The organism is Granulicella sp. S156 (assembly GCF_009766105.1).
GTDB lineage: Bacteria > Acidobacteriota > Terriglobia > Terriglobales > Acidobacteriaceae > Granulicella.
In genome coordinates this window covers 90951-116258 of the sequence record NZ_LMUH01000025.1, presented here as the reverse complement: position 1 = coordinate 116258, position 25308 = coordinate 90951, and the positions used below count along the sequence as shown (strand labels likewise).

General features: G+C 56.4%; 14 protein-coding genes. 5 read left to right on the top strand and 9 right to left on the bottom strand.

From position 1 onward, the window contains the following. Positions 1-106 precede the first annotated feature (106 nt). Both GSQ91_RS19300 and GSQ91_RS19295 read left to right on the top strand, forming a co-directional pair. The gene (locus GSQ91_RS19300) at positions 107-457 is read left to right on the top strand and encodes a PadR family transcriptional regulator (protein WP_158823399.1); all 351 of its coding nucleotides are present in this window, start codon (positions 107-109) and stop codon (positions 455-457) included. Continuing rightward, positions 457-3099 (top strand): ABC transporter permease, encoded by a 2643-nt coding sequence (locus GSQ91_RS19295; protein WP_158823398.1) that lies wholly within the window; start codon positions 457-459, stop codon positions 3097-3099. The genes GSQ91_RS19300 and GSQ91_RS19295 overlap by 1 nt, the downstream gene beginning before the upstream one ends. A 66-nt stretch (positions 3100-3165) precedes the next feature. On the opposite strand, the gene GSQ91_RS19290 is transcribed toward GSQ91_RS19295, so the two are convergent. Both GSQ91_RS19290 and GSQ91_RS19285 read right to left on the bottom strand, forming a co-directional pair. Then, entirely contained in the window at positions 3166-5478 is a 2313-nt protein-coding gene (locus GSQ91_RS19290; protein WP_254064717.1) for a GH92 family glycosyl hydrolase, read from the bottom strand. A 336-nt stretch (positions 5479-5814) separates the two neighbouring features. Then, on the bottom strand, positions 5815-9174 hold the full coding sequence (locus GSQ91_RS19285; RefSeq protein WP_254064716.1) for a TonB-dependent receptor: 3360 nt from the start codon (positions 9172-9174) through the stop codon (positions 5815-5817). 478 nt (positions 9175-9652) lie between these two features. On the opposite strand from GSQ91_RS19285, the gene GSQ91_RS19280 reads away from it, so the two are divergent. Next, complete coding sequence (locus GSQ91_RS19280; protein WP_158823395.1) at positions 9653-10876, top strand: hypothetical protein; 1224 nt, start codon at positions 9653-9655, stop codon at positions 10874-10876. A 226-nt stretch (positions 10877-11102) separates the two neighbouring features. Next, positions 11103-12431: a condensation domain-containing protein gene (locus GSQ91_RS19275; protein WP_158823394.1), complete on the top strand. Its 1329-nt coding sequence runs from the start codon at positions 11103-11105 to the stop codon at positions 12429-12431. Here the strand turns inward: GSQ91_RS19275 and GSQ91_RS19270 are convergent. From GSQ91_RS19270 to GSQ91_RS19255, 4 genes are read right to left on the bottom strand one after another with little or no spacing between them, the layout of a single operon-like run. After that, on the bottom strand, positions 12370-13623 hold the full coding sequence (locus GSQ91_RS19270; protein WP_158823393.1) for an MFS transporter: 1254 nt from the start codon (positions 13621-13623) through the stop codon (positions 12370-12372). The two genes, GSQ91_RS19275 and GSQ91_RS19270, sit on opposite strands and share 62 nt — an antisense overlap. Before the next feature lie 39 nt (positions 13624-13662). Beyond that, positions 13663-14616, bottom strand: a complete 954-nt coding sequence (locus tag GSQ91_RS19265) for a glycosyltransferase family 2 protein (RefSeq protein ID WP_158823392.1) — start codon at positions 14614-14616, stop codon at positions 13663-13665. Between the two features lie 57 nt (positions 14617-14673). Continuing rightward, positions 14674-15960 carry a glycosyltransferase gene (locus GSQ91_RS19260; RefSeq protein WP_254064797.1) on the bottom strand — a complete coding sequence of 429 codons (1287 nt, stop codon included), beginning with the start codon at positions 15958-15960 and terminating at the stop codon, positions 14674-14676. An 11-nt stretch (positions 15961-15971) separates the two neighbouring features. Beyond that, a complete protein-coding gene (locus GSQ91_RS19255; protein ID WP_158823390.1) occupies positions 15972-16880 on the bottom strand; it encodes an alpha/beta fold hydrolase in 909 nt (302 codons plus the stop codon). Positions 16881-17437: 557 nt separating this feature from the next. Between GSQ91_RS19255 and GSQ91_RS19250 the strand changes: the two genes are divergently transcribed. Then, positions 17438-18559: an acyltransferase gene (locus tag GSQ91_RS19250; RefSeq protein ID WP_158823389.1), complete on the top strand. Its 1122-nt coding sequence runs from the start codon at positions 17438-17440 to the stop codon at positions 18557-18559. A gap of 284 nt (positions 18560-18843) precedes the next feature. Here GSQ91_RS19250 and GSQ91_RS19245 read toward each other — a convergent pair whose 3' ends face one another. From GSQ91_RS19245 to GSQ91_RS19235, 3 genes are all read right to left on the bottom strand, one after another. Then, positions 18844-20220: an FAD-containing oxidoreductase gene (locus GSQ91_RS19245; protein ID WP_158823388.1), complete on the bottom strand. Its 1377-nt coding sequence runs from the start codon at positions 20218-20220 to the stop codon at positions 18844-18846. 38 nt (positions 20221-20258) lie between these two features. Continuing rightward, entirely contained in the window at positions 20259-20720 is a 462-nt protein-coding gene (locus GSQ91_RS19240) for a DUF4126 family protein (protein ID WP_158823387.1), read from the bottom strand. A gap of 210 nt (positions 20721-20930) precedes the next feature. Beyond that, on the bottom strand, positions 20931-25292 hold the full coding sequence (locus GSQ91_RS19235) for a sodium/solute symporter (RefSeq protein ID WP_158823386.1): 4362 nt from the start codon (positions 25290-25292) through the stop codon (positions 20931-20933). Between the last annotated feature and the right edge of the window lie 16 nt (positions 25293-25308).

The following is a 25308-nucleotide window of genomic DNA, read 5'->3' as shown; positions in this document are numbered from 1 at the left end:
AAGAAGAACTGTCGGCAAGCGGCTAAAATCCGAAGGTTCACTATCTCCTGTGGCACAGCCACATAAGCTGTGCAATACTGATGTGGCATTAACACAGGAGATGGGAATGGCATCCTCAAAGCTCGATCTGCTACAGGGCACCCTGGACGTAATGGTCCTGCAAACATTGGCTACGATGGGGGACCTGCATGGATATGGCATTGCCCGCCGCATCGAACAGGCGAGCGGCGGCGAGGTCTTGTTGAACCAGGGCACGATTTATGCGGCTCTCGTACGGCTGCAGCAACGCGGTTGGATATCGGCTGCCTGGGGCACCTCCGACAACAACCGCAAGGCGAAGTATTACTCCATCACCAAAGACGGGCGAAAACAGCTAACGAAGGATGCTGCTTATTGGCAGCGGCTCTCCAGCGTGATGGGCCGAGTGCTGTCCATGCCGGCGGAAGGGAAGCTCTGATGGGCACGATACGGGAGGCACTCAACCGGGTACGGTCCTTCTTCCAGAAGCAGGAACAAGACTTCGAGCTGGATGCGGAGATGAAGAGCCACCTGGAACTGGCCGTGGAGGAAAACATGAGCCAGGGCATGCCATGGCAGGAGGCTCGACGAAGAGCACTGATTCGCTTTGGTGGTGTGCAGCAGGCCAGGGAACAGCAACGCAGGACACGCGGGTTGCCGTGGCTCGACATCCTGCTGCAGGATCTGCGGTACACGCTGCGTACGCTGCGGCGGGACCGCGTCTTCACCGTGATCGCGGTGCTGATCCTCGGGCTGGGCATCGGGGCGAATATCGCGGTCTTCAGCGTGGTTAACACGGTCCTGCTCAGGCCGTTGCCCTTTCATGAGCCGCAACAGTTGGTTCGTATTCTGAGCAAAGATCCCAAAGGCGGCGAATCGAGCATGACCTATTCGTCCGACGCCACGCAGGAGTTTCAGCAGCGCAATCAGTCGTTTCAAGAGGTGACGGGGTACTACGCCTTCTCTTCGAGCGATAACTTCAAGCTGATGGGACACGGCCAGCCGTTGCCGGTAACGGGGCTGGGAGTGATGGGAAACTTCTTTAAGACTTTGGCTGTCGAACCATCGCTCGGACGGTTGTTCACTCCTGAGGAGTGTGTGCGAAACGGCCGTCCGGTGGCATTACTGAGCCATGCGTTCTGGAAGCGGCAATTCGGCGCCAACGCAGGGATCGTGGGACAGGTAATCGATCTGAACGACACGCCGGTGACGGTGGTGGGCGTACTGCCTGATAGTTTCGACTTTGGCTCGGTCTTTTCCCCGGGCGCGAAGGTCGATCTCTATACGCCGGTGATCATGGAAGACATTCGCGACGAGGGGAATACGCTGGCGTTGGTAGGCCGTCTGAAACCGGGAGTCAGTTTGCCCCGGGCGCAGGCCGAGGCCGATCTGCTCTTTCCGAAGCTGGATTTCAACGTGAAGCATCCGGAGTGGACCTCTGATTACACGGGCAAGTTGTATGGGTTGAAGGAGTATGTGAGTGGCAAGCTGCGGCAGTCGCTGATTGTGCTGTGGTGCGCGGTCAGAATGATTATGCTGATCGTTTGCGTGAACCTGTCGAACCTGTTGCTGGCACGAGCAGCAGCGCGCAGCAAAGAGTTTGCGCTGCGCGGCGCGCTGGGAGCGGGCCGAGGCCGATTGATTCGTCAACTACTTACCGAAAGCCTGGTGTTGTCGAGCGCTGGAGCCGTGCTTGGGCTTGGCATCGCGTTTGCCGTGACCCTCTATCTCTCGCACCAGGCTTCGATAGCACTTCCGCTGCTGAGCAGCGTACGAGTGGATGGGATCGCGCTCGTCTGGACGTTGTTGATCGCTGTGGCGGCTGCCGTTCTCTTCGGGCTTGCACCGGGGCTGAAGATGTCCGATGTCAACCTGCAGAGTGCGCTGAAGGATAGTGGACACGGAACGAGCGAAGGCCGGAAGCATGAGCGGCTGCGCTCGGTGCTAGTGATCTCCGAGGTCGCATTGGCTTGTGTATTGCTGGTGGGCGCAGGACTGTTGTTACGCAGCTTTCTGCGGGTACTCGATGTCGACCTGGGCTTTCAACCGAGCCGGGCCGCTGCTATTAGCGTGGACTATAACGATGGCAACAGTGCCGAGAAACGCAGCGCGATCTGGCAGGAGATGCTGCATCGGGTAGAGCAGATTCCGGGCATCGAGACGGCGGGCATCTCGGACAATCTTCCCATGAGCAGAAACCGTAGCTGGGGCATCTCGGCTAAGGGCAAGCAGTATCGCAAAGGAGAGTTGCAGGATACCTTCGTGTACGTCATCTCGCCGGGCTATCTGAATGCTATTGGAATGCATCTGGTGGAAGGACGCGACATCACGTGGGACGACGGCCCTAAGACTCAAAAGGTCGTCATCATCAACGAGACAGTGGCACGAAAGCTCTGGCCAGGCGAAGACGCTGTCGGGCGCATCGCAAGTGTAAGTGGGGACGACGCGCTCGTGATCGGTGTGATCGCCGATGTCCATGAGAGCAGTGCAGAGGACGGCGCAGGATGGCAGATGTACCTGCCCGCAACGCAGTCTGGCCCGGAAGGCGCGCAGTTGGTGGTGCGCACCAAGCTGCGGCCAGACACTCTCGCTTCAAGCGTGATGGGCACTCTGCGGCAGATGAATCCCGCGCAGCCTGCGACGGAGTTCCGGCCGATACAACAGTTGGTGGATCATGCAGTCTCGCCGCGGCGGTTCTTCGTGATGCTTGTATCTCTGTTCGCAATCCTTGGCCTCACGCTGGCCGCGCTGGGAATCTATGGCGTGATCTCGTACTCGGTGACACAGCGCACACAGGAGATCGGGATACGCATGGCGCTCGGCGCAACCACTGCTAGAGTGCAGCGCGATGTGATCGCGAAGACGCTGCGGCTGACGGTGATTGGCATTGCCCTGGGGACGGCCATTTCGTTTGTTGTGTCACGTCTGATCGCATCGTTGCTCTTTGGGACCCAGCCAAACGACCCTCCTACTTTCCTCAGCATGATTCTTTCACTGGGGGTGGTAGCCCTCGTGGCCGGGTATGTACCAGCGCGAAGAGCCTCCAGGATCGATCCCATGGTCGCTCTTCGCACCAATTAAACTTATCTATAGCAACGCAAATGGGCCCGGAAGATGTCTTCCGAGCCCATCCGCATCTGACGACTGTTATGCTGTGAGCGAAGGCGGTGCTACTTTCTCTCCGGTGCCAAGCTGCTTGTTGGGCTCGGTGCCAAGCTCAAAGATGATATGGCCGCCGTGAGCGATCTCCGCGTGAGAGACCCACAACTTCTCCGAACGCTTGCCGTTGATAGTGACCGAATGGATGTAGATCGCATCCGGTGACGGACGCTTCGCTTCAATGACCAACTTGTTGCCGTTGCTAACTGTCAGCGTCGCCTTGTCGAAGAGGGGAGACGTAAGCACATAGTTGCCGCTTACGGGATCAACGGCATAGAGCCCGAGGGCGCTCATCACGTACCACGCAGACATCTGGCCACAATCTTCATTGCCGGCGAGCCCATCTGGATCGTTGTGGTACATCGTCAACAGCAGCGAGTGCACGCGCGACTGCGTCTTCCAAGGCTGTCCGGCGTAGGTGTATAGATAGGCGATGTGATGGCTGGGCTCATTGCCGTGAGCATACTGCCCAACCAGTCCGGCGATATCTGGTGGTGCATTCTTCGGCAGGGTCGAGGGAATCGTGAACAGGTCATCAAGCTTTTTGACGAAGGGTTCACGGCCACCCCAAAGTGACATGTAGCCCTTCACGTCATGCTGAATGCCGAAGGTTGTCTGCCATGCGTTGGACTCGGTGTAGTCCCGGTACTTATCGGTATGGCCCATGTCAATGGGATCGAAAGGCTCGGCCCACTTGCCGTCGCTCATCTTGGCGCGGATGAACTGCGTCTTGGGATCGAAGAGGTTGCGGTAATTTTTCGAACGTTTGCGCTGGATGGCAGCATCATCGTGGGCGCCGATCTTTGAGGCTACGTGCGAGCAAGCCCAGTCGCCATAGTCATACTCGAGTGTCTTGCTGGCGGACTCATCTTCTTTGTCCGCCGGAATGTAACCCATCTCACGATAGAGGTTGAGGCCACGATAGTTGTCGTCCATGTTCCGTTTGCGCATGACCTTGTAGGCCCGGTTCCAGTCGATGTTCGGAACATTCTTCACGCAGGCTTCCGCCATCACGCTTGCCGAGTGATAGCCGGTCATGGTGCCGGTCTCTTTGCCCTGTAGCGGCCACACGGGCATGCCTTCGGGGCTCTCCTCCGCCATGCGGACCAGGCAGTTAACGAGTCCTGGAACACGTTCCGGCTGAAAGAGGGTGAAGGAAGGATGGAGCGCGCGGAAGGTATCCCAGAGGGAATAGCTGCTGTAGTTGTGCTGCCCCTCTACAAGCAGATGAGTCTGTCCATCCATGCCGCAGTACTCACCGTTGACGTCGTCAAACAGCGTGGGGGCAACCATCATGTGATACAGCGAGCTGTAGAAGATCGTCTTCTGCGTTGTATCGTGCGTTTCAATACGGATGCGGCTCAACTCGCGCTGCCACGCACTCTTCGCCTTGGCACGCGTTGCATCGAAGTCCCAACCCGGCATCTCGGCTTGCAGGTTTTTGAGCGCATTGGCGACACTGACTCCTGAGATGCCGACGCGTACCCGAATCTGTTCGCCTTCAGTCGTGCCGTAGTGGAGCGCTGCCTTCAGGCTCTTGCCCGCGGCTTTTTTAGAACTATCGCTCAGCAAGGCCCCGTCCTGCTGCAGCTGCGTCTTCGCAAAGGGCTTCGAGAACTGGGCAGCAAAGTAGATGCGCCGGCCACCGGCCCAGGAATGTACCGTGCGACCGCCGGTGATCGTGTCCTCGCCAACGATTTCGAGCGTGGCATCACTCACCGGGCTTGCGGGATCGTCATAGGCATGGGCGAAGTCCAGGATGAAGTGGCTCGTATCGTTTGCGGAAAAGGTATAGCGGTGCAATCCAGTGCGCTCGGTCGCGGTCAGCTCTGCATGGACTTTGCGGTCCTTGAGCGTTACGGCATAGTATCCCGGCTCCATCTGTTCGTCAGCGTGAGAGAACACGGAGCGGTAGCCTTCGCTGGGGTTCTCGCGTGTGCCTGGTTCCCACTTCACCTCGCCCACGTTCGGCATAAGCAGGACATCGAGCATGTCGCCACATCCCGTGCCACTCAGATGCGTGTGGCTGAAGCCCATGATGGAGGTGTCCGCGGCGTAGTAGCCCGAGCACCAGTCCCAATCCTTGGTGTAGGTATCCGGGCTCAACTGCACCGCGCCAAAGGGCACCGTTGCACCAGGATAGGTATGCCCATGCCCGCCCGTGCCAACGCGGATATTCACGTATTGAGTCAGATCATCATCGTCATGAGGCGCATTTCCAGCAGGGAGCATCGCTGCAAGTGCCGGTTTGGCTTGGCTGTCGATCAAGCCGTAACAACCGGCCGCAGAGAGGGCTTGCATAAACCTACGTCTTGAGAACATTAAAAAGTGCCTTTCAAATACAACTAGTATGACATTGAGACGTTTCAAAGACGAAAATAGCCCGTTTGGTATCGATACCGACCTTTACGCAGTTCGACAGGGATCAACATACTTTGGCCGGCCGAACGCACTTGTCGTTTGGTTGCTGCTAGTGGATTGGACGGCAGGAATGACGCCGATTGAATCCGGAAATCTAATAGTAGAGGAGAGAACAACGGCTCTCACATGTGAGAGCCGAAATAGTGAGGAGAAGTCGTCGTAAGGTAGACGGAGATGGAGGCATCTATTGATGCAGCCTCCATCCCCGGACAGAGCTTAGAAACGGTAATTTAGTGCGAGTTGCAGCGTGCGTGGGTTATTGCGGGTTGAGGTAATTTGTCCGAAGTTCGAATCGTTGACCCCAGTATCGGGATTGCTATAGCTGGCAAAGTTGAAAGCGTTGAAGGCATCTGCCCGGAACTCCAGATTCTGGCTATCTGTGATGTGGAATGCCTTGAAGCCGGAGAGGTCTATGTTTTCAAAACCAGGGCCTCGTTCAGAGCCGGGGCTTGCCGTTCCGAACGCGATGTTGGATTCCTCCGAATAAGCGCATGAACCATTGTCATTGACGCTGCCATTGATGTTGAGAGTCGTACAGGGTATCGCAGATAGGTCCGTTCCGAACCAGTCTTTGGTCGAGCGGTTGACGACATGAAGCGGCCTCAGGTGGTTGGCCCTGGCATCGGCGCTTTTGACCAAGTTGCTGTAATTGCTGTTCGAGGTGAGGGTTAGCGGATTTCCACTGAAGGCAGTAGCCAGGCCACTGATCTTCCAGCCACCCAGCGCAAGATCGGTAATACGGTTCCAATCTGTACCAAAGTGACGTCCGCGCCCGAAGGGAAGCTCGTAAACCAGCGATCCGGATACGTTGTGAGTGGAATCCAGCGGGGAAGGGCCGTACTCTGGTCCCAAGTTATAGGCATTTTGCTGATAGTACTGACCGTTGGTGCCATAGAGACCGTTGTAGCCCTGTCCGGCATTGGTCATGGCTTTGCTGTAGGTGTAGTTTGCTGTGAAGTCGAGGCCATTGCTGACCCGTTTGCGGAATACGGCCTGGAAGGCGTTGTAGTTCATCATCCCTTCCGTATCGGTCAGCTTGACGACCACGTTTTGTCCGAGGGAGTTGGCAAACGGAGCGTTATCGCAAGGTGTAGTTGTGCAGGGAGAAGGCAATTGGTTTGCCATTCTAGGAATAGCGAGATGCTGCCCAGTCTCTCCCACATAGCCGATCTGGATCGATGAATTATTGCTGATCTGATACTCCGTGGTCAGACTGAACTCCTGTGTCCAGGACGGCCGGATGTCCGGGCTCCAGGCGTTATAGGTACCTGTGGAGGCAAGGTTAGTAGAGACGCCTTGCCCGACATTGAGAGGAGCTCCAGCAGTGTTCTGAGTGGTTGGGATCACGGCTAGAGATTGATACTCTTCCTGATAGGGAGGGTTCTGCGTGAGGCGCAGATTGACACCCATTCCTTCAAAGTAAGAAGAGATACCATAACCGCCACGAATTACCGTTTTTGGAGTTGGCGAATAGGCGAAGCCAAGACGAGGCAATACCTGATCATAGGTCGGGTTGTAGAGTGCACGGCTATTTCCATTCTGACCAGCCGCCTCAAGTGCACCGGTAGCCAGATTGATATTCGTCATCTGGTTATGCACTTCAAAGATAGGCTGCGAGTAGTCATAACGAACGCCCAGGTTGAGCGTTAAGTTAGGCAAGACCTTCCAGTCATCCTGAAAGAAGAATCCATCGCGCCATTGACGTTGACCGAAATGGCCCATCTGGCTTTCAGTCGTCTGCTGGTAGACACGGTTTAGAAGGAAATCAGCAAACCCGTCGCCGCCAGTGGTTACATTATTCGGGTTAGGATTTGGCACTGGACCAGCCGTGAAAGCACCGTCATAGCTTATTTGCCCCAGCAAGCCAGCATTGCCGGAGTAACTGTAGTTCTGTTGATAGCGGAGCAACTGGACGCCCATCTTCATCAGATGATGGCCGTGCTGCAACGTAAAGTTATCGCCGTAGAAATAGGTATTCTCCGTGAAAAACTCAGGGGTGTCGTAGGAGCCAATGTTGCTGATGACGTTATTGTCACTGAATACCTGGTCGGTAAAGCCGTTATAGCCATTTTGAGGCAGATTGATGCCGACCTTTGCGTTTCCCGATGTGCCAAATAATCCGCTGGGATCTGTGGGCAACCCAGAGGCTTGTACATTGCGGCCAAACCCAGCACGCAGTTCGTTGATGGCATTCGTCGAGAAGACGTGGACCTCGCTCACGACGAACGAAGTATAGTTGTCGCTGCCTGCTCCGTTGGGAAATGTAGCTGGTACTGGGTTCCCAATGGTTCCACTGTTATCGCGAGACATTGTAAAACGGCCGCTTACGCTATCGCGAGCAGAGGCCTTCCAGTCAATTTTGACATCGCCCTGATTGCTGCGATTGAAACTATCATTCAGGCCCAAATAATTATTCTGGGCGATACCATCCGCAGGCGCTGCATTCGGCAAAGGATAAGCTGCGGGATTCGCGAAGAGAAACTGTGCGACTGGATTCAGGACTGGGACCTGATTGTTTGCATAGGGCGCGTTGTTGTTTTGAGTGTCAAGCAGTTGCAGCGGCGTATGTGCTTTCCCGTTGATGGTGTTCGCTAGTAATAGCGACAGATCCCCGGAACGAAAAGCTGCTGGAGCCACACTTGTCAGCTGTGTTCCGCTCTGGTGATAGCGGAAGCCTTGATAGTCAACAAAGAAAAATAGCTTATCTCTCTTGATCGGCCCACCGAACGTACCGCCAAAAAAGGTCTGAGTATAAGGAGTCAGTGCTGTGGCCGTACCAGGCGTAAATTTATTGGCAAAGGTGTTGGCGTTCATCTCGTAGTTCTCGAGCTGAAAGAACGCATTGCCATGGAACTGATTGGTTCCGCTTTTGGTAACGGCGACGATCGTTCCGCCATTTACATTGCCGAATTCAGCCGATGCATTTGAGGTGATGACATGAATTTCCTGCAGGGCATCCGAATTTGGGATATATAAAGCGCCTTGCGGCTGCGAGCCGGAGGTTGGGGCTTGAACGCCACTGTTGTTGATGTTGTCGTAGATGTCCATACCATCGAGCAACATGCTGTTTCCTTGCTGACGATTTCCATTGACCCCGGGCTGCTCGTCGGTTGTGCCTCCGGTGTGAATGGAACCTGGGACTGCGACCGTGGTTGCCAGAAAACTCCGGCCATTCAGAGGCATGTTGGCGATGGCATTCTGGTCGATTGTGACGCCAAGGCTTGGGTTTTCCTCATTCAAGATGGGGGCAGAACTGAAGTTGACCGATACCTGTGTGCTGGAACCTTCCAGATGCATGGGGACATTGACAGTGGCTTCCTGGTCGATCTCAAGCTGGAAGGGGGAGGAATGCTCTTCCGCAAACCCTTTCGCGGCGACCCGGATCGTGTAGCTGCCAATCTGTAGAAACCGAACGGAGTAGAGACCGGCGCCGTTCGTCTGTGTCGTGGAAGAGACGCCGGTTGCTGTATTCGTGGCCGTCACGGTCGCATTGGGAATGACGGCTCCTGTTGGATCAGTGATCGTGCCGCGGACGGATCCGGTAATCGTCTGCGCATGGCCGAGCATTGTGATCATGCTCAGCAATACAAGAAATAGTAGACTCTGTAATTTTCGGACAGCTGTCTTTGAGGGGGATGCCATTAATGTTGCCTCCAAATGGTGTGACGAGCGATTGTTTAGATCGAATGTAGGAAGTGTTTCCTTAATACATAGCCACTCTCTGCGACTTTGGCAGACCAGTTGGCAACCATACTTGCTTCGCGAATTAGGCGAGATTCATCATCCTCACCTGTATCAAGATGCGGAAGTACGATACGGTGTAGGACGGTCGCATCATGTTGTCCTAAACGTCAGTTTGCCTTTATGTTTGTTCAAGATAGATGGATGGTCCCGATCGCCGTTCCAGGCCGCTTAACCCACTTTCAACCCGCACTAAACCGAGAGAGGCGAACCTGTACATGTCCGAGATAAATCCCGTATCATGCCGATGGAGGGACTTTTAGGTTTGGTTAGGACATCAGTCCTCGATGACCACTCTTCTCGGGCTCCGTTTTTGGAAGAAGAGTGTGAACTGGTACGTGCGGAGCTTCGGGCGATCGTCTCCAGTCCCTATTTCCGAAATAGCAAGCGCTATCCAGCTTTTCTCTCCTATATCGTTGAAAAAACGCTCCAAGGGCAAGGTTCCGAGATCAAGGAACGCACCATTGGAATTGAGGTCTTCGGCCGTCCGGTCGATTACGACACGAATTCAGACCCTGCGGTAAGAAATACAGCCAGCGAAGTCCGTAAAAGACTGTCGCTGTATCACGCTGAGTCCGTTAACAACACTCAGGTTCGAATCTATCTGCCTTTGGGGTCGTATCACCCTGAGTTGCGTTTTGAATCTGAGGCTTCTTTCAGCGCAAAACCCTCCTTCCCAGAACACCCTGGCATTCCAGGCACAACGGCAGAGACCGCAACCGTTCCCAAGCTAGCGAAAAAGTATCGTTTCAGGTGGGTTCTGTGGGTGGTACCCCTTCTGGGGCTATTGGCGGGGGGTGGCCTCTGGGGCCTGATCGTTCATCTCCAAAAGAGCCCTCTCGAGAAACTCTGGGGTGGCTTCTTTACCCCTTCTCAGGCCGTTCTCATTGGGATCCCACAGGCCCCGGCTCCGGCTATGTCGGACGGCCCTTTTATGAAGGGACCTCTTAGGAAAGAGGATCTGCCGAATTGGATTAAGGATAATCCCGATATTGCAGCAGAAGACGTCTCCGCGATCATGCACGCCTCCAAGCCCCTGATGGAGCACAATGTGGCCTATCGCATTCAGATAGATTCGAGTATCACGCTGACAGATCTGAGAGATCGCCCCGTTGTTCTGATCGGCGGTCCGTCCAATCTGTGGAGTACGAAGCTCCTGGCGCCGCTTCGCTATCACTTCAATTCCGAGGGGAGTCTGCATGTTGAAGATTCCCAGAATCCTCAATCTCAGCAGTGGTCTTATACCCTCAGCAACGTCGCCGGTCCCGGCTCTCATCTCACTGTGATTGAAGACTGCGCCATCGTCGCTCGTTTTTATGATCCAACGACGGGTGGCGTTGTCATGGTGATAGCGGGAGCTGGACGAAACGGTACTGAAGCAGCAGGTGAGTTCGTCGCGTCCAACGAGCTTCTCAAAGAACTCGACAAACGCCTGCCTTCTGATTGGAAGAACAAGAATCTAGAGGTCGTCCTCCAAACAAAAGTAATCGACGGCAGGACAGGCTCCCCGTCTATTGAAGCTACCTATCTCTGGTAGATGTTGTGCCCCCACCCACGTAGTGCTCACTCGCTGTCACAGACGCGGTATGTGTTCAGCCTCAGTTGCTTCGACGGGTGCGCCTCTTTGTCGCGATGTGCGGTGACGAGATAGGGTTTTCTTCGGCCGATCAAGCCTGTCTGTTTGCGAACTGCTGATGCGCATGGAATACTTGCTGCATCCCCGGCCCCGGTTTAAGCTTCCTTTTGCCTCTGAGAATCGTGCGATGAAGAGAAAAATGCTGTTCTTTGAGCGCTTTATGTACGTTGATGGCGTCACGCCGATCAACTGTTCCCTGACAGCGAAAGTGCGAGGCGTCATCCTTGCGGACAACTTGCGAAACGCTCTCAACAAGGTGCAGGCGAAGCATCCGCTGTTACGCGCGCGTGTTGTCGAAGAAGCAGGAGAACCCTACTTCGTTCTGGATGAAGGCGCTCCGGAGATCCCGGTCCAGGTCATCGAACGCAAGAGCGACGAGGACTGGAGAGCCATCATGGTCGCACAGTGGAATGTGCCGTTCGAGACCCAGACCGGCCCTCTGTTGCGCTTGCTCTGGATCAGGTCTGACGAGGTCTCCGAACTGATGCTCGTGGGCCACCATTGCGTCTGCGATGGTGGATCGATCATCACACTCCTCCGCGAGATTCTGTTGGTCCTTGACCAGCCCGACACAGAGCTGGTTCCGTACACGAGCTACTCCTCCCTGGCGGATCTTGTTCCTCAAGACGTCCTTTCCGATGCAAAGACGATTCGGCGGGCCAAACGGAAAGCAATGATATACAAGCTGTTCCTGACTTTATGGCCAGCCATAAAACCTGTATATGGTGCGGGAGATCCCTATGTACTCTACTGGAAGTCTGGAGTGGAGCTGCTCGACAAGATGAACACTCGCTGCACGGCGGAAGGATCCAGCCTGTTTGCCGCGCTCAGCGTGGCTTTTCTGCTGGCCTTCCGCGAGGTGAAGGGCAAAGCTTTCCGAAACAAGATGATGTGTCCTGTGAACATTCGCCGGTCTATCCGTGCCGTGAAGAGCGACATGATGTTCGCCTTTGCCCCGACGATCCAACTCTCTTTGGGGAGGGAGCCAGAGGCTGATTTCTGGACGCGCGCCCGGGCCATGAAACAGAGCATCGCCGATGGAATAGAGGGGATGCAGGTCTATGAAGACATGATGTTGGGCGACCTGATGCGGGATTCCGTACCTGGGATCGTCAAGTTTCTGCGCTCCAGCAGGGGCGGGCATGATATTGCCTTCTCGAACGTTGGCCGTATCAAGATTGAGAGCAGGTATCAGACGTTTGCTCTCGAGGCCCTCATTGGCGGAACGGTCGCGGTGCCGTGGAAGAATGCCAATACACTGATGGCCACTCAGTTTCTCCAGGAGATAGAGTTGGGATTCATTTCGAATGAGCGGTTTCTGCCGCAGCGTGAAGCGCTTGCCATTCGAGATCGCGCTCTTCAGTTGCTGATGGATGCCATCGAGGAGCCTGTCGCTACGGCTGCTGAGCGGCTTTCCCACGAAGCAGAAGACGCCCCACGAGCACTAACCCAATAAGGAACAATGCTGCCAGGCTAAACATCCTCTGCACGCTCATCAGCTTTGATAGAAATCCGGAGAGCAGTAATCCAAGCACCTGCGCTCCAAAGACAATGGACATGCCGGTGCTGCTGACTCGGCCCATCAAATCCTCTGGAGTCTCCTGCAGCAGCAGCGCCTGAGCCGGAAGCAGAATGGCCGCTACGGCAAAGCCTATCGTGAAGGTGACCACGAGGGTCACGGCAACCTGCGTGATCACGCTGAGGATCAGCAGTCCGAGTGCTATGCCGCCGAGCCCGCTGAAGACCAGTGTCTTGTTGGAGTGGGTCTTCGCCAGTTGCTGGACCGCAAAAAAGCCGCCAAGGATGCCGACTCCAATCATGGAACTGGTGATGCCAAAGAGGCGCACGCTGCCGTGGAGGCTCTCTCGGACATAGATCGCTATCAGCGGCGCGAAGCACCCGAGCGTGAAGATCGCCGCCGCCAACGCAAGGACGACAAAGAAGATGGCGCGGTGGTGAAGGATAAAGTTGAAGCCGACACGCATATCGAACCACACCTTACGAATACCGCCCGGTGTGTCTTCCTCGGTCTTCTGGGGAGTAGCGGCCTTGCTCCCGATAACGACGGAGGCGATCAGTATTGCCGAACCGAGGAAGCTGGCTCCATCGATCAGATAGCACGAGACTGCTCCGAAGGAAGCAACCAGCAAACCCGCAATGGCAGGAGAGATGACGCGCACCACGAAGATGGCCTGCTGCATGACCGCACCCGTGGCCATGATGCCCTCCGATGGAACTGAAGTGCGAAGGGCACACTGCTGCGCGGGCCCAAAGAAGCTGGAGACGATGCTGATCACTGCAAGGATGAGGTAGAAGTGCCATAGCTGCGTCGCCAGCAGCAGGAGCAGCGTAAGGCCGGCGCGGATCACGTCACTGGATACGAGGGTGGGCTTAAGCGGCCAGCGATCGACAAAGACTCCGGCTAAAGGACCGATCAGCACGATGGGAATCAGAGATGCAATCTGGACCCAGGTGACCTGTTCGGCTGCCGCATGCATCTTGAACGAGACGACACTGAGCACAGCGAAGAGCACCAGGAAGTCACCAAAGGTGCTGATGATCAGCGCAAACCACAGACGCCGAACGACGCCTATGCCGAGGACCTCGCGCGTCGTGAGCTGAACGGTTGCAACTGCCGAAGTCCCCATGCTGATTTCCTTGTCCATCTTGTAGGCCAAACAGTGTCTCTAGGCTTGCGTATAGCGCCGCGGCTGTGTCCAGAAGTGAGTGAGGCGCGGGTGGCGTGCTTCGATGGGGCCGTATCTCCCAAGCAGTCCGTCGATGACGCCAGCGGTCATGGCGCCTAGTTTGCGGAGCTTGTTCGTCTCATACAGAATCACGGAGATCAACTGCCCGAGCGTGATGAGGTTGATGAGGACAGCGGAGGGCAGACCGCCTGCATAGAGACGCGAGATATGAATGCAGTTGCGTGCCGAGTAGTACTGGCGCAGAGGAATGTAGTTCCACTGGATGAACTTGAAGAAACCTATCTTGCGGTCGATCCGCTTGCCGATCTCATGCTTCATGGTGATCGCAGTGTTAATGTAAAGTGGCACTCCCTTGCGATGAGCCCGAAAGCAATATTCCGTGTCGACCTGGTCGATGAAGTAATCTTCGCGGAAGGAGCCCACCAGCCGGTAGGTCTCGGCCGACATGACGGAACCCGAGGAGATCATGGAAGAGCAGGGAAGCAACCCCTGGTCCTCCGCCGTCACCTGCGTCAGGGTTACGCCAAAACGGTTCATAATGAGCAGCGGAATATAGCGGTCGACGTTAATGTCGAAGATCTTCGGACCCATCAGGAAGTGCGGGCTGTTGAGGTTGCTGCAAGCCTCGATCATCTTGCTGAAGAAGTCCTCAGACACCTTGGAGTCCTGGTCGAAGGTGAAGAGCAGGTCGCACTGTTTTTCCAGAAGCCTCTCGATGCCTTTATTGAAGGCGCCGGCAATGCCTCCCTGATTAGAGTTGATGACGACATCGATATCCAGGCTCTGCATACGCTCGTGTAATTGAGGATCGACCTTTGGCGAGTTATCGACGGCGACGATGGTCTCGCACAATCGTTTCAAGTTCAGCAGGTTTTGGACGTGCTCTTCCGTTGGGTTGAAGAGTACCGCTAATGTGCCAGGGGTCAAGCTCATCCTTCTCTTACACTCCGTTGCTGTGCCTCATTGCGATCGAGGTCCGTTCGAGTCCGCTTAAGCACGAACCAACTGCGGTCCTGTCTTTGACGACAAAGTAGCGAGATTGCGAGACGCGATGCCTACGGCCTCAACCATCGCGAGAGCTCTCAGGCAGGAAGTCTCGCCCGGTTCAACGCGCAGACGGTACGAGGCGCAATTCCGCTGAAAGCTTTCTTCCTCCAGCAGGCGTTTAAGAGAGGTCAACAGCGTTGGCGCGCTGATCGGTGAGTCCAGCCGCAGGCCGCAGCCGAGGCGTTCGACCCGGGCGGCGTTATCAAATTGATCGTGCGCAAAGGGCACCGCGAGCTGCGGTATTCCCGCCGCCAGCGCCTGCGAGACCGTGCCGATGCCGCCATGGTGCACCAGCACCTTGGCCTGCGGCAGCAACTTGCTGAGCGGAACGTACGAGCGGAGCAGAATACTGGAGCCAAGTGGAGGCATCGGAGATCCCTCTTTCGCCAGAAAGATGCCTCGTTGTCCGAGCGTCCCCAGAACCTCAGCAGCAGCGCTGAAGAAAGACAGGCTATCCACCATGGTGGAACCTGGCGTAAAGGCAATCGGTGCAGGTCCAGTCGCAAGAAACGTCTTCAGTTCGTCGTCGATTTCTCGAAACTCAGACTCATCGAAGAGCGGAAAGCCTGTCAGCGCGACGTTCGGCGGCCAGTCGATCTGAGGCGGTGCAAACCAGTCAGGGAAGAGACCCAGTACTCGCTGTGGAGAGTGCAGCCACCGGCCAAGGATGTGCTTCGACGGTGGAAGCCCGAGTTTGGTACGGATCTTGTTCAGTGCGGGCCCCATAACGCGGTCTGTCACTCCACGCTCGATCAACCACAGCAGGCTTGCTCGCAAGGAGATGGGCCAGGAAGATGGAATCGTGAAGCGTTTGTGGACCGGTGGAAGGTGTGCTGAAAGAAAGGTCGAAGGCGAGACCTGAACGGAGACATAGGGCACGCCGTACTTTTCCTGCAGCAGCCGAGCTCCGAAAGCCCACAGCGAACCTACGAGAACCGTTTCGTCATCGATCTCAGGCTGCAGCAAATCATAGAGCGGCTGAATGAATCCGGCCATCACCTTCCACAACACCTTGAAGGAGGTGCGTGGATCCCACAGTGCCGGGTTGCTCATTGCCGTCTTGTACTCTTCTGCGGTTCCGAGGGGTAGAAATCGCAGGTTCGAACGCTCAACCAGATCGGCAAACGCCGGGTTTGTGCAGAAAGATACGCGATGACCGCTTTTTGCAAAGGTTCGGCCTAATCCCAGGAACGGGTGTACATCTCCGGCTGAACCGATCGCAATAATCACGATATGCAACGCTAATCCCCTGCCTCCGCGAATTCCAGGCCGAGAGGCATGGCAAAGCTGGGAGGGACAACGATATGGGGCTCGGGCTGGGGTTCATCGCCGAACATCCAGTTTCTGACGATGCCGCTTACCGTGCGCCAGAGTTGACGGCTCTCCAGATCGAGAAAATGACCTGCATCTTCCACGACAGCAAATTCGCTCAGTGGAATGTGCTGCGCCAGGCTCCGCGCATCCTGGGGAGTCGTGTACTCATCCAGCTGTCCATTGAGAAACAGGACAGGAACATCGATGGACGAGAACTGATTCATGTACTGCTTCTTATCCAGATCGAAGATCTGATCGATATGGAAGATGATCTGTTCTTCGTTTCCGCCGACACTGCTGAGGAGGTATTGCAGGTTGTGCGCTTTTACCAGGCCGGAGAGATAGCGGCCTACGGTGTTATTGAGCAACTGGGAAGCGCTTGTCAGATCTCCCGTCATAAGAAAATGGCGGGCTCCGGACATGTAGTCATGCATCGCACGATTGATAACCGGGGAAAACGAGGCGATGATCGCTTTTTCGATGCTGGGCGGGCGCCTTGCCAGAGATAGCAGAGACGACACTCCACCCCAGGAGACTGACATCAGGTAATTCACCTGAAATCGGTCGATGAGAGCGAGGAGAATCTCTACTTCATCCTCTTTGCTCAGAACCGCGCCACCTGAATTATGTTCCTTGGACCGTCCGGCATAAGGCAGATCAAATAAAACTACATTGACCTTATCTCGGAGGTACCGGACTGTTTGACTAAAAGAACTGGTTGTTGCAAAAGCACCGTTTACAAGAATAACTGTTTTGGCTGCTTCATCTTTTTTGTAATGCTCGACGTAGATGTTGTGTTTTCCAAAGACATTGAGTACAGACGCTTCTGGCTTCATGAGGTTAACTCCTTTATCCAGTAACTAAAGCAGTCAGGGTTATTCTCTTTTCCTGGGTGGCAATTTACGGTCGTCTTTCTGGAGGACGGTGTGGATCTTCAGAAGACCTTACATGACCGCTATAGATGTTTCGAGTAACTTCGGGGCCCGCGGCTTACTTTGGCGTATTGCCGCCTGCTTCTAGGGGAGATGGCTATTATTTGCCAATTCCGATAATGAAGGCGACCCTAAACCGCGCGTTAGATTTCACGCAAAGTTTCGGCCACAAATTAGACGCATGTAAACAATATGTACTAAAGTACCCTCGAACAAGTCAAGCTCCTGGAGCACATATCTAGAACTATAGTGCAGATTTTCGAATTTTCGTTTCTTTGTTGTGAATTCTAAAGGGGAACTTCTTCTCATTTAGTGACCCGTTTGTGTCGATTTTCCACGGTTTTACAAAAACGCACTGAGCATTCTCAGTCACCCCTTTAGTATCAAAAGAACAAAGAAACATCGCTTGAGCGCTGCGCCTGATTGTTAGGGTTTCAGGCCACATGCGCTAGGAGAGCCCCATGCCCAAACTTCGTGCGTTGCAGTCTCTCCGGGCGATCGCTGCGCTGCTCGTCGTCCTTGATCACGCTGCTGGACTTACCGCAGGGCATGGATTCTCGCGCGAGCCGATCAACTCATGGGCTACGTTTCTCGGCGCACAAGGCGTTTCTATTTTCTTTATCATTAGCGGCTTCATCATGACCTATACCGCTGATTCGGCGGAGGACCCGACCGCACCTCGCCTGCGAGCCACTCGCTTCGCTGCGCGCCGGATCATCCGTGTCGTTCCGCTCTACTGGCTACTGACAGCTGTCGTTGCAGTGCCGATGTTCCTTCTTGGCCTGCATCGTCCCGTTGGGATTACAGTCGCCAGATTGGCGAAGTCGCTCTTCTTTATCCCCTACGCGGACGCGGGTGGAAACATGACTCCGGTCCTGCCCATCGGCTGGACTCTGAACTACGAGATGGTGTTCTATGCTCTATTCGCTGTGATCCTGTTGTTGCCGCACCGTGTCAGGACCGCCGTCCTACTGGGAGCCCTGGTATCTATAGTGATCGCCGGATCGTTTTTCTATCCCATCGCTTCCGGCGTCAATCCGCGTTCACCCCTCGAGTTCCTCACGAATCCGGTCATCCTGCTCTTCGGTCTTGGCGCAGCCCTCGGATGGTTGAAACTCAAGTTCCCGCAGTGGCTCCTGGCAGTGCAGGACGTGCCTCTGGTCGCTCCGCTGCTGGCCATCAATCTTTGTGTCTTTGCCCTCGCCGTGCATCATCCCCCGGTTGAGCTGCGATGGTCGGTTTTGTTCTGGTTCGTGGACTTCATCGTCGTGGCGCTTTGTGCTTTCGGGAGACCGGGCACATGGCCACGCCTCGAATCACTGGGCGACGCCTCCTACAGCCTCTACCTCATCCACCTCTTGCCGGTGTTTTTGGTTTATTTTCTCTGGCAGGGCCTGCACTTTCTCTATCCGGTACCTTTCATCATCACTGCTGTCGGCCTTTCGATCGCAGCCGGCTTGATGACCTACCGCTGGATCGAGCGCCCCCTGACGCGAAGCCTCTCCAGGCTTGCGTTTCCATTACCGGCGACTAAGGAAGTGGAGGGAGAACTAGTGGAAGTCATATTGAGTAGTCACCCCTAGCCCACTTGCAACCCTCCTCCCATATCTGTCATTTCGACCGACCAACGGGAGCGGAGAAACCCCTGTATTTCGCGGGTGTTTTTGCTGCCGAAGAAGCCAAAGGGATGGGCTGTACTCCCTTGCCAGAGATGCCTATCGTCAACCGCAAAGTGTGCTCTTGCTGCAGATAAACATGTCCGTGGAGGCATGGCAAAATACAGGGGTTTCTCCACTCCCGTTGGTCGGTCGAAATGACAGACTTTGAGCGGGCTCATAAAGATACGTATCTACGCGGACTGCACCCTTCAAACAAGCGGCTTCAAATCTCCCAGCAACGTTGGAATCAACTCCGACACCGTGGGATGGATATGCACCGCGCGCTGCACCGTCGTGTAAGGAGCCTTGGCATACATAGTGTCGAGCAGGCAGTGAATCGCCTCATCGCAGCCTACACCCAGTAGCGACGCGCCGAGGATCTTCTTGCTCTCCGCATCGACCAGCACCTTCATAAAGCCGAGGCTCTCGCCTTTTTCGACGGCACGGTTCACGCGTGTCATCGGCCGTGTGCCGATAAGGGCAGGCTTGCCGCTTTTGCGCACCTCGGCTTCGGTCATACCGATGCGCGCCAGGGGTGGGTCCATGTACATCGCGTAACAAAGGATGCGATCGCTGACACGTCTCGGATCGTTGTCGAGCAGGTTCGCGGCGACGATCTCATAGTCGTTATAGGCTGTATGCGTGAAAGCTCCCTTGCCATTGCAGTCGCCCATCGCATAGATGCCTTCGACGTTGGTGCGAAGCTGATCGTCGACGACGATGTAGCCACGTTCGTCAGTTTTGACGCCTGCGCGTTCGAGTCCGAGATCCTGGGTGTTTGGAGTACGCCCCACCGCGAGCAGCACGTGCGACCCGATCGTGGCAGGATCGTCGCTGTCGCACTGGACTCCCACGCTGACACCCTCGGCATGCGGTGCCAGGCTGATGCACTCGGCGTTCAGCCGGATCTGAATGCCTTCGCCTTTAAGTATGTCGAGAACGGCCGCGGAGACATCCTCATCTTCGTGCTGTAAGAGGCGCGAGCCCTTCTCTATGATCGTGACTTCGCTGCCGAAGCGCCGATACATCTGGCCGAACTCGATGCCGATATAACTGCCGCCGACGATGACGAGATGCTTCGGCAATATCTCCAGAGCAAGCAGGCTGGTGTTGGTGAGGAAGGGAACATCGTGAACGCCGGGAAACTCGGGCACCGAGGCACGCCCCCCAACATTAAGGAAGATCTGCTTCGCTTCGAGAAGATCTTTGCCGACCCGCACGGTATACGGCGATTCGAAGCTCGCTGTGCCGGTGAAGACTGTGCACTGCGAGTTGTTGCGCAGCCAGCCCTCGACCCCATTGCGCGACTTCGCGACGATGGCCTCGCGCCGCGCGATGACGGCCTTCATGTCGATCGCGATAGGTCCGCTGAGGGTTACGCCATACTCGGCGGCGCGACGGGCAATGTGGGCTGCGTACGCGCTGGCAACCATCGCCTTTGTCGGCGTGCAGCCTGTGTTGACGCAGGTCCCGCCAAAGAGCTTGCGCTCGACATAAGCTACGGTCATTCCCGCCTGTGTGAGCCGGTTGGCAAGCGAGGGACCGGCTTGACCGGCTCCGATGATGATGGCGTCGAACGTTGGCATCGTATTCTACTTCCTGCGGTTTCTAGTCTAGCTTCCAGTTAGATGTGCGTCACGATCAGATAGCTGCCAACGATAGCGACGATGTCCTCCAGCAATGCCGCCGGGAGGTCTTTGCCAAAGGCAGATCCCAGTGCGCCACGAACGGCCGAACCACCCAGCGTTCCGATGACCGCGCCAACAGCACCGCAGACCAGGCCAACCCAGACCGAGCCGATACCCAGACCGATGGCCGCTCCGGCAAAGGCGCCGAAGAGAACGCGGGGGATGAACTGCGCTGGAATTTTGCGGCTGGGAGTCTTGGGCAGCTTGTCGTTCACCAATTCAAACAAGGCAAGGGCGGTAAGTATCCCGACCGTGACGATATTGCCGAGAAAGGCCAAATGCGTTCCCACGAGTGGAAGGAGGCCTAGCCGTGCAGCCCAGCTTACGGCGGTAGGCGCGGTAAAGGCGCGGAGTCCAGCGATGACACCGATCAGGAGTGCAAGAACGATAACGTGCATGAATGTCTCCTTCGATTTCGAGTGCATACTCTCATTCGGCCCGACTCAAATATCTGTAGAGCGTGTATTCGCGGACATAAGGGACTGCCAGCATCCTATCTGATTTCCCAGCAGCCAAGCGCTTTCTTTGTGCTTCCTAAAGGCAAAATCCGCCGCGCATCGTTGCGAACCGCTGCGCCCGTCGCGTCAAAGCTTTTGCCGTTGCTTGTTCTACGGATAGAGCAGGTAAGCCGCCCGCCGCGCCACGAAGGCATCCAGCGAATGCTTCCAGTCTCCGGCGATAGCACGCGGATCTTCTCCGCGCTCCAGCGCATCCATGGTGGCGCGATTGACCACAAGACGCATGGCCTTCTCGACCTGAAACTGCTCTGGATACAGACGATGCAGGACGCTTAGAATCTCAACACCCATCTCCGGTGCATCGAGCGCTTTGCGATCCGTAAGAGTAATACGCACAACTTCGATGGTCTGGCCGTGGAAGGGGTAGTGGTTGGAGTCCTCAGCAACATTGGCTGTGGTCGCCGCAAACGTGGCGCCGACGATATGTCGCGCGTTGAGAGCCGCGGCAACATCAGCGGCATTGAACCAGACGGGCTTCTGTACACCGGTCTTAGTATCCTTCGCAGGCACGCCCGCACCGAAGAGTTCAAAGGGCGTCGCAGTCCCACGTCCCACAGAGACGTTTGTCGTCTCCAGCAGCCCGATTCCAGGGTAGAAGGTCGCGGCGGTCAGGCTGCGCAGGTTGGGGCTGGGATTAACCCACGCAAGGCCTGTGTTGCCGAAGTACTCGGCGCGCGACCAGTGCTGTATCGGGATCACGGTAAGATGCGCGCCGAGTCCTTTGCTGAATGGCCTCGACGGCGTGTGTGTAGCGCGCGGGCCATTCGGGGGCTCAGTGCTGGCGAAGAGCGCATCGCTATGAGCGAGTGTGGAGGTGGCTTCGCCGTTGATGTACTGTGCGAGTTCACCCAGCGTCAGCCCGTGGCGCACAGGCAGCGGCATGTAATCCGTGTAGCTCTCAAGCCCTGCATCCGAGACTGGCCCCTGCACCTGCTCACCGCCGATGAGGCTGGGGCGATCGAGCACGATGATCTCCAGATCGTGATGGAACTCGTTCTTCTCACGCGCCGCCGCTTCGAGGAAGTATCCCGTGACAGCCTCATAGGTATAGAAGCGAACTCCTGCATCCTGCAGATCGATGACGAGCGCATCGAGGTCCTTCAATTGCTCGTGCGAGGGCCGGCGGTCGGCATCCTTCGCACCGTAGAGGCTCGTAACGTGCAGTCCGGTTGTGGGATCGGTCTCTGCGGCGATGGCAGTCGTATCCTGCCTGCCGAAGATGCCATGCTCCGGCGAGAAGAGCGTGGTCAGCTTGGCCGATGAGACAGCTTTAGGAAGCTCGTTCGCGAGAATGTCGATGGTGCGGCGACCGTGTGCGTCCAGGCCCGTTTGATTGGTGAGCAGTCCGAGGTTGAGGCGATGGTTGTGGCGAGCAGCGGCTTCGGCGAGGGGTACGAAGTGCTGCTGTTCGAGGGAGTCGATTCCGGTAAGAGTATGAGCGTTATCACTCTCTGTACGAAGATCACCGGATGGGATGTCGCCGTAGAGATGGAGCGCGATTGCAGCGGCGCTCGCAACGTCGCCCCGCAGATTCGAGATCGGTGGATTCCCGCGCGGGTGAATCGCATTGGCCAGCAGGATCACATAAGTATCGGAGCCTGGGTCCATCCAGAGAGAAGTGCCGGTGAAGCCGGTGTGGCCAAAGCTGCCGATAGGGAACACGTCGCCGCGCGGTTTAGAGAACGCTGTATCGATGTCCCACCCAAAGCCGCGCAGACTTCGCGATGAAATCGCGGGATAGCTGGGTGCCAGAAGCGGGTCGTAGGAGCTGCCTGATCGCACTTCCTTAGCCTTCTCCTGCGCGGCGTTCGAATCGCTAAGGTCATTCGCCCTATGACCCGGTTGCTCGGGCGTGGTCATCAGTTCGAGCGTCGATTGCTTCAGCGGAAAGTTGCTGGGACGCCCGGCGAGGCGGTCCAGTAATGCCTGCGCGAAGAGCGAGACATCGTGTGCCGTCGAGAAGACACCGGCATGGCCCGCAACGCCACCCATACGGCGTGTGCTTGGGTCATGCACCGTGCCGCGCAGCAGACGATCGAAGTCGGGGTTGGTTGCAGGATCGGACTTGCCTTCATCGTCGTGCGCAGTGGGAGCGATGCGTGGCAGCAACGAGGTGCTCCATGTTCCTTGTGGACAGGCAAACAGCATATGTCCCACCGGTGGTCGTTGCCACACAATAGCCGAACCAGCCACCTGATGTGGGCCGCAAGCCTTCGCGAGCGGCAGATAACGCGTCTCCGTCATGCCCAGCGGTTTGTAGATGTGCTCCAACGCGTAGATGTCGAGCGATTCGCCGCTAAGCGTTTCTACCAGATCACCGAGCAGGATGAAGTTGATGTCCGAGTAGCGAAACACCGCACCCGGAGCGGATTGCAGCGTCGTCGTCAGCGCGCGATGGAAGCCCTCAGCCTTATCCGGCGCAGCGAGTCCCCAGACATCCTTCTGGTTCACGTCAGCAGCTTCCCCTGAAGTATGCGTGAGCAGCATGCGGATCGTCACCTGCGCGCGCTCTGCATCGTGAGTGGCATTGAAGTCGGGCAAGTACTTCTGAATAGGGTCATCGAACTGCAGCTTGCCTTGCTCGTAAAGCTGCATCACGGCTGTCGCCGTAGAGAGACACTTGCTGAGCGAGGCCATATCGAAGATCGTGTCCTCTGTCATCGGCTCGGCAGGCGCAGGTGTGCCATCGAGGCCGGGTTCTCCCGCGAGCTTGCGGGCCCCATAGGCTTGCTCGAAGGCGATATGACCGCCATGGCCGATGACCACTACCGCGCCGGGGAGCTTATGTGCGGCGATGGCACCGTTGATGAGTGTGGAGACGGGAGAGAAGTCTGGCGCAGGTATGACTTGCGTTTGTGCTGCTGCACCTCGGAAGGACAACAGGAAAGACAGGAGCAGGAGAAGGGCCACTGCAGGCCTTCGTGCAGATTGCTTCGCGAAGACCAGGCTCACGAGCGAGCCGATGGCGAACGTCGCTACTGCGCCGATCAACACGTACCAGGTCCACGCTACGTGTGGAACCGTAATGGGTCCGAGATGCACGGGGAACACTCCTTGCCACAGCCAAAGATTCAGCACGAAGCCGCAAACCATACCAATGGTCGCGCCAATCTCTGTCGCGAACTTCGTGAGCGTGCCCAGCAGAAATACACCCAGCAGGCATCCATAAGCAACCGACGCGATGGAGAGCCCAATCTCGACCACATGGCCTTTCCCGCCCACGCCCACGGAGTAGACCGCAATCGCAAAGAGCACAAGCGCCCACAAAAGCGTTGAAGACTTCGAGACGATCGTCCGTTCGCGGTCATCAGCCTGCGGTCGCAGGTGCATGTAGAAATCGACGACCGTTGTCGACGACAGGGAATTGAGCGCGGCTGAGAGGTTCGACATCGCCGCCGCAAGAATCGCCGCAACCAGCAGGCCTGCGATGCCAATCGGCATCTCGCGCACGATAAATGTTGGGAAGATGCGGTCGGCGCTGGCAAAGCTCGCAGGGTGCTGGCCATAGAACACATACAATCCCACGCCAATGAGCAGGAAGAAGGCGAACTGCACGAAGATCACAACGCCGGAGCTAAGGATCGCCAGCCGCGACTCGCGCAGATTACGCGCAGCCAGCATGCGCTGCACCATCAACTGGTCCGTCCCATGTGAGGCCATCGTGAGGAACGTTCCGCCCAGCACCCCGGCCCAGAAGGTATAGGTCTTCGTAAGGTTCATGCTGAAGTCGAGCATGTGGAACTTGCCAGCAGCGGCCGCCACTGTGTGAATCTGGCTCCAGCCTCCCGTTACATGCGAGCCCAGTGTGAGCAGCGCAACAAGCGTTCCGCCGACGTAGATTGCCATCTGCACAACATCGGTCCAGATAACTGCAGCCATGCCGCCTTCAAAGGTGTAGAGCAAAGTCAGCGCAGAGATAATCCCGATAGACAGCACATCGCGCGTCCCAATCGCGATGCCGACGACGATAGACACCGCGAAGACACGCACGCCCTCTGCGGCGGCACGCGTCAGCAAGAACAATCCGGCAGTCACCTTGTGCAGCACAGTGCCGAATCGCTGATCGATGAGCTGATAGGCAGTAAGCATCTCACCCGCGAAGTAGCGCGGCAGAAACAGCGCGGCCACCACAATGCGCCCGAGCATATAGCCGATCACAACCTGCAGAAAGCCGAAGTCCCCCGCGAAGGCAACGCCGGGAATGGAGATGATGGTCAGGGTTGAGGTCTCGGCCGACACAATGGACAGCGCGATGGCCCACCAGGGAATCGTATTGTTGGCGAGGAAGTAGCTCTTGAGCGAGCGGTCTGCTTTGGCGCCGCCGGATTTGCCGCGAAAGCGCAGGCCGAAGAGCGTAATGCCTACAAGATAGATCGCTACCAGCGTTAGATCGAAGGCCCTGAGTCGAGTCGGTATCTCGAGTAACGCAAGTGCGGCAATCTCGTTCGGCAACTGTTTTCTCCTGTGT

Excerpts from the sequence above, each read along its gene's own strand:
- GSQ91_RS19250 (WP_158823389.1), top strand. The coding sequence starts at position 17,438 with ATGCCCAAACTTCGTGCGTTGCAGTCTCTCCGGGCGATCGCTGCGCTG.
- GSQ91_RS19270 (WP_158823393.1), bottom strand. The coding sequence starts at position 13,623 with ATGGGGACTTCGGCAGTTGCAACCGTTCAGCTCACGACGCGCGAGGTC.
- GSQ91_RS19255 (WP_158823390.1), bottom strand. The coding sequence starts at position 16,880 with ATGAAGCCAGAAGCGTCTGTACTCAATGTCTTTGGAAAACACAACATC.
- GSQ91_RS19275 (WP_158823394.1), top strand. The coding sequence starts at position 11,103 with ATGAAGAGAAAAATGCTGTTCTTTGAGCGCTTTATGTACGTTGATGGC.
- GSQ91_RS19290 (WP_254064717.1), bottom strand. The coding sequence starts at position 5,478 with ATGCAAGCCCTCTCTGCGGCCGGTTGTTACGGCTTGATCGACAGCCAA.
- GSQ91_RS19295 (WP_158823398.1), top strand. The coding sequence starts at position 457 with ATGGGCACGATACGGGAGGCACTCAACCGGGTACGGTCCTTCTTCCAG.
- GSQ91_RS19240 (WP_158823387.1), bottom strand. The coding sequence starts at position 20,720 with ATGCACGTTATCGTTCTTGCACTCCTGATCGGTGTCATCGCTGGACTC.
- GSQ91_RS19285 (WP_254064716.1), bottom strand. The coding sequence starts at position 9,174 with ATGATCACAATGCTCGGCCATGCGCAGACGATTACCGGATCCGTCCGC.
- GSQ91_RS19245 (WP_158823388.1), bottom strand. The coding sequence starts at position 20,220 with ATGCCAACGTTCGACGCCATCATCATCGGAGCCGGTCAAGCCGGTCCC.
- GSQ91_RS19300 (WP_158823399.1), top strand. The coding sequence starts at position 107 with ATGGCATCCTCAAAGCTCGATCTGCTACAGGGCACCCTGGACGTAATG.
- GSQ91_RS19265 (WP_158823392.1), bottom strand. The coding sequence starts at position 14,616 with ATGAGCTTGACCCCTGGCACATTAGCGGTACTCTTCAACCCAACGGAA.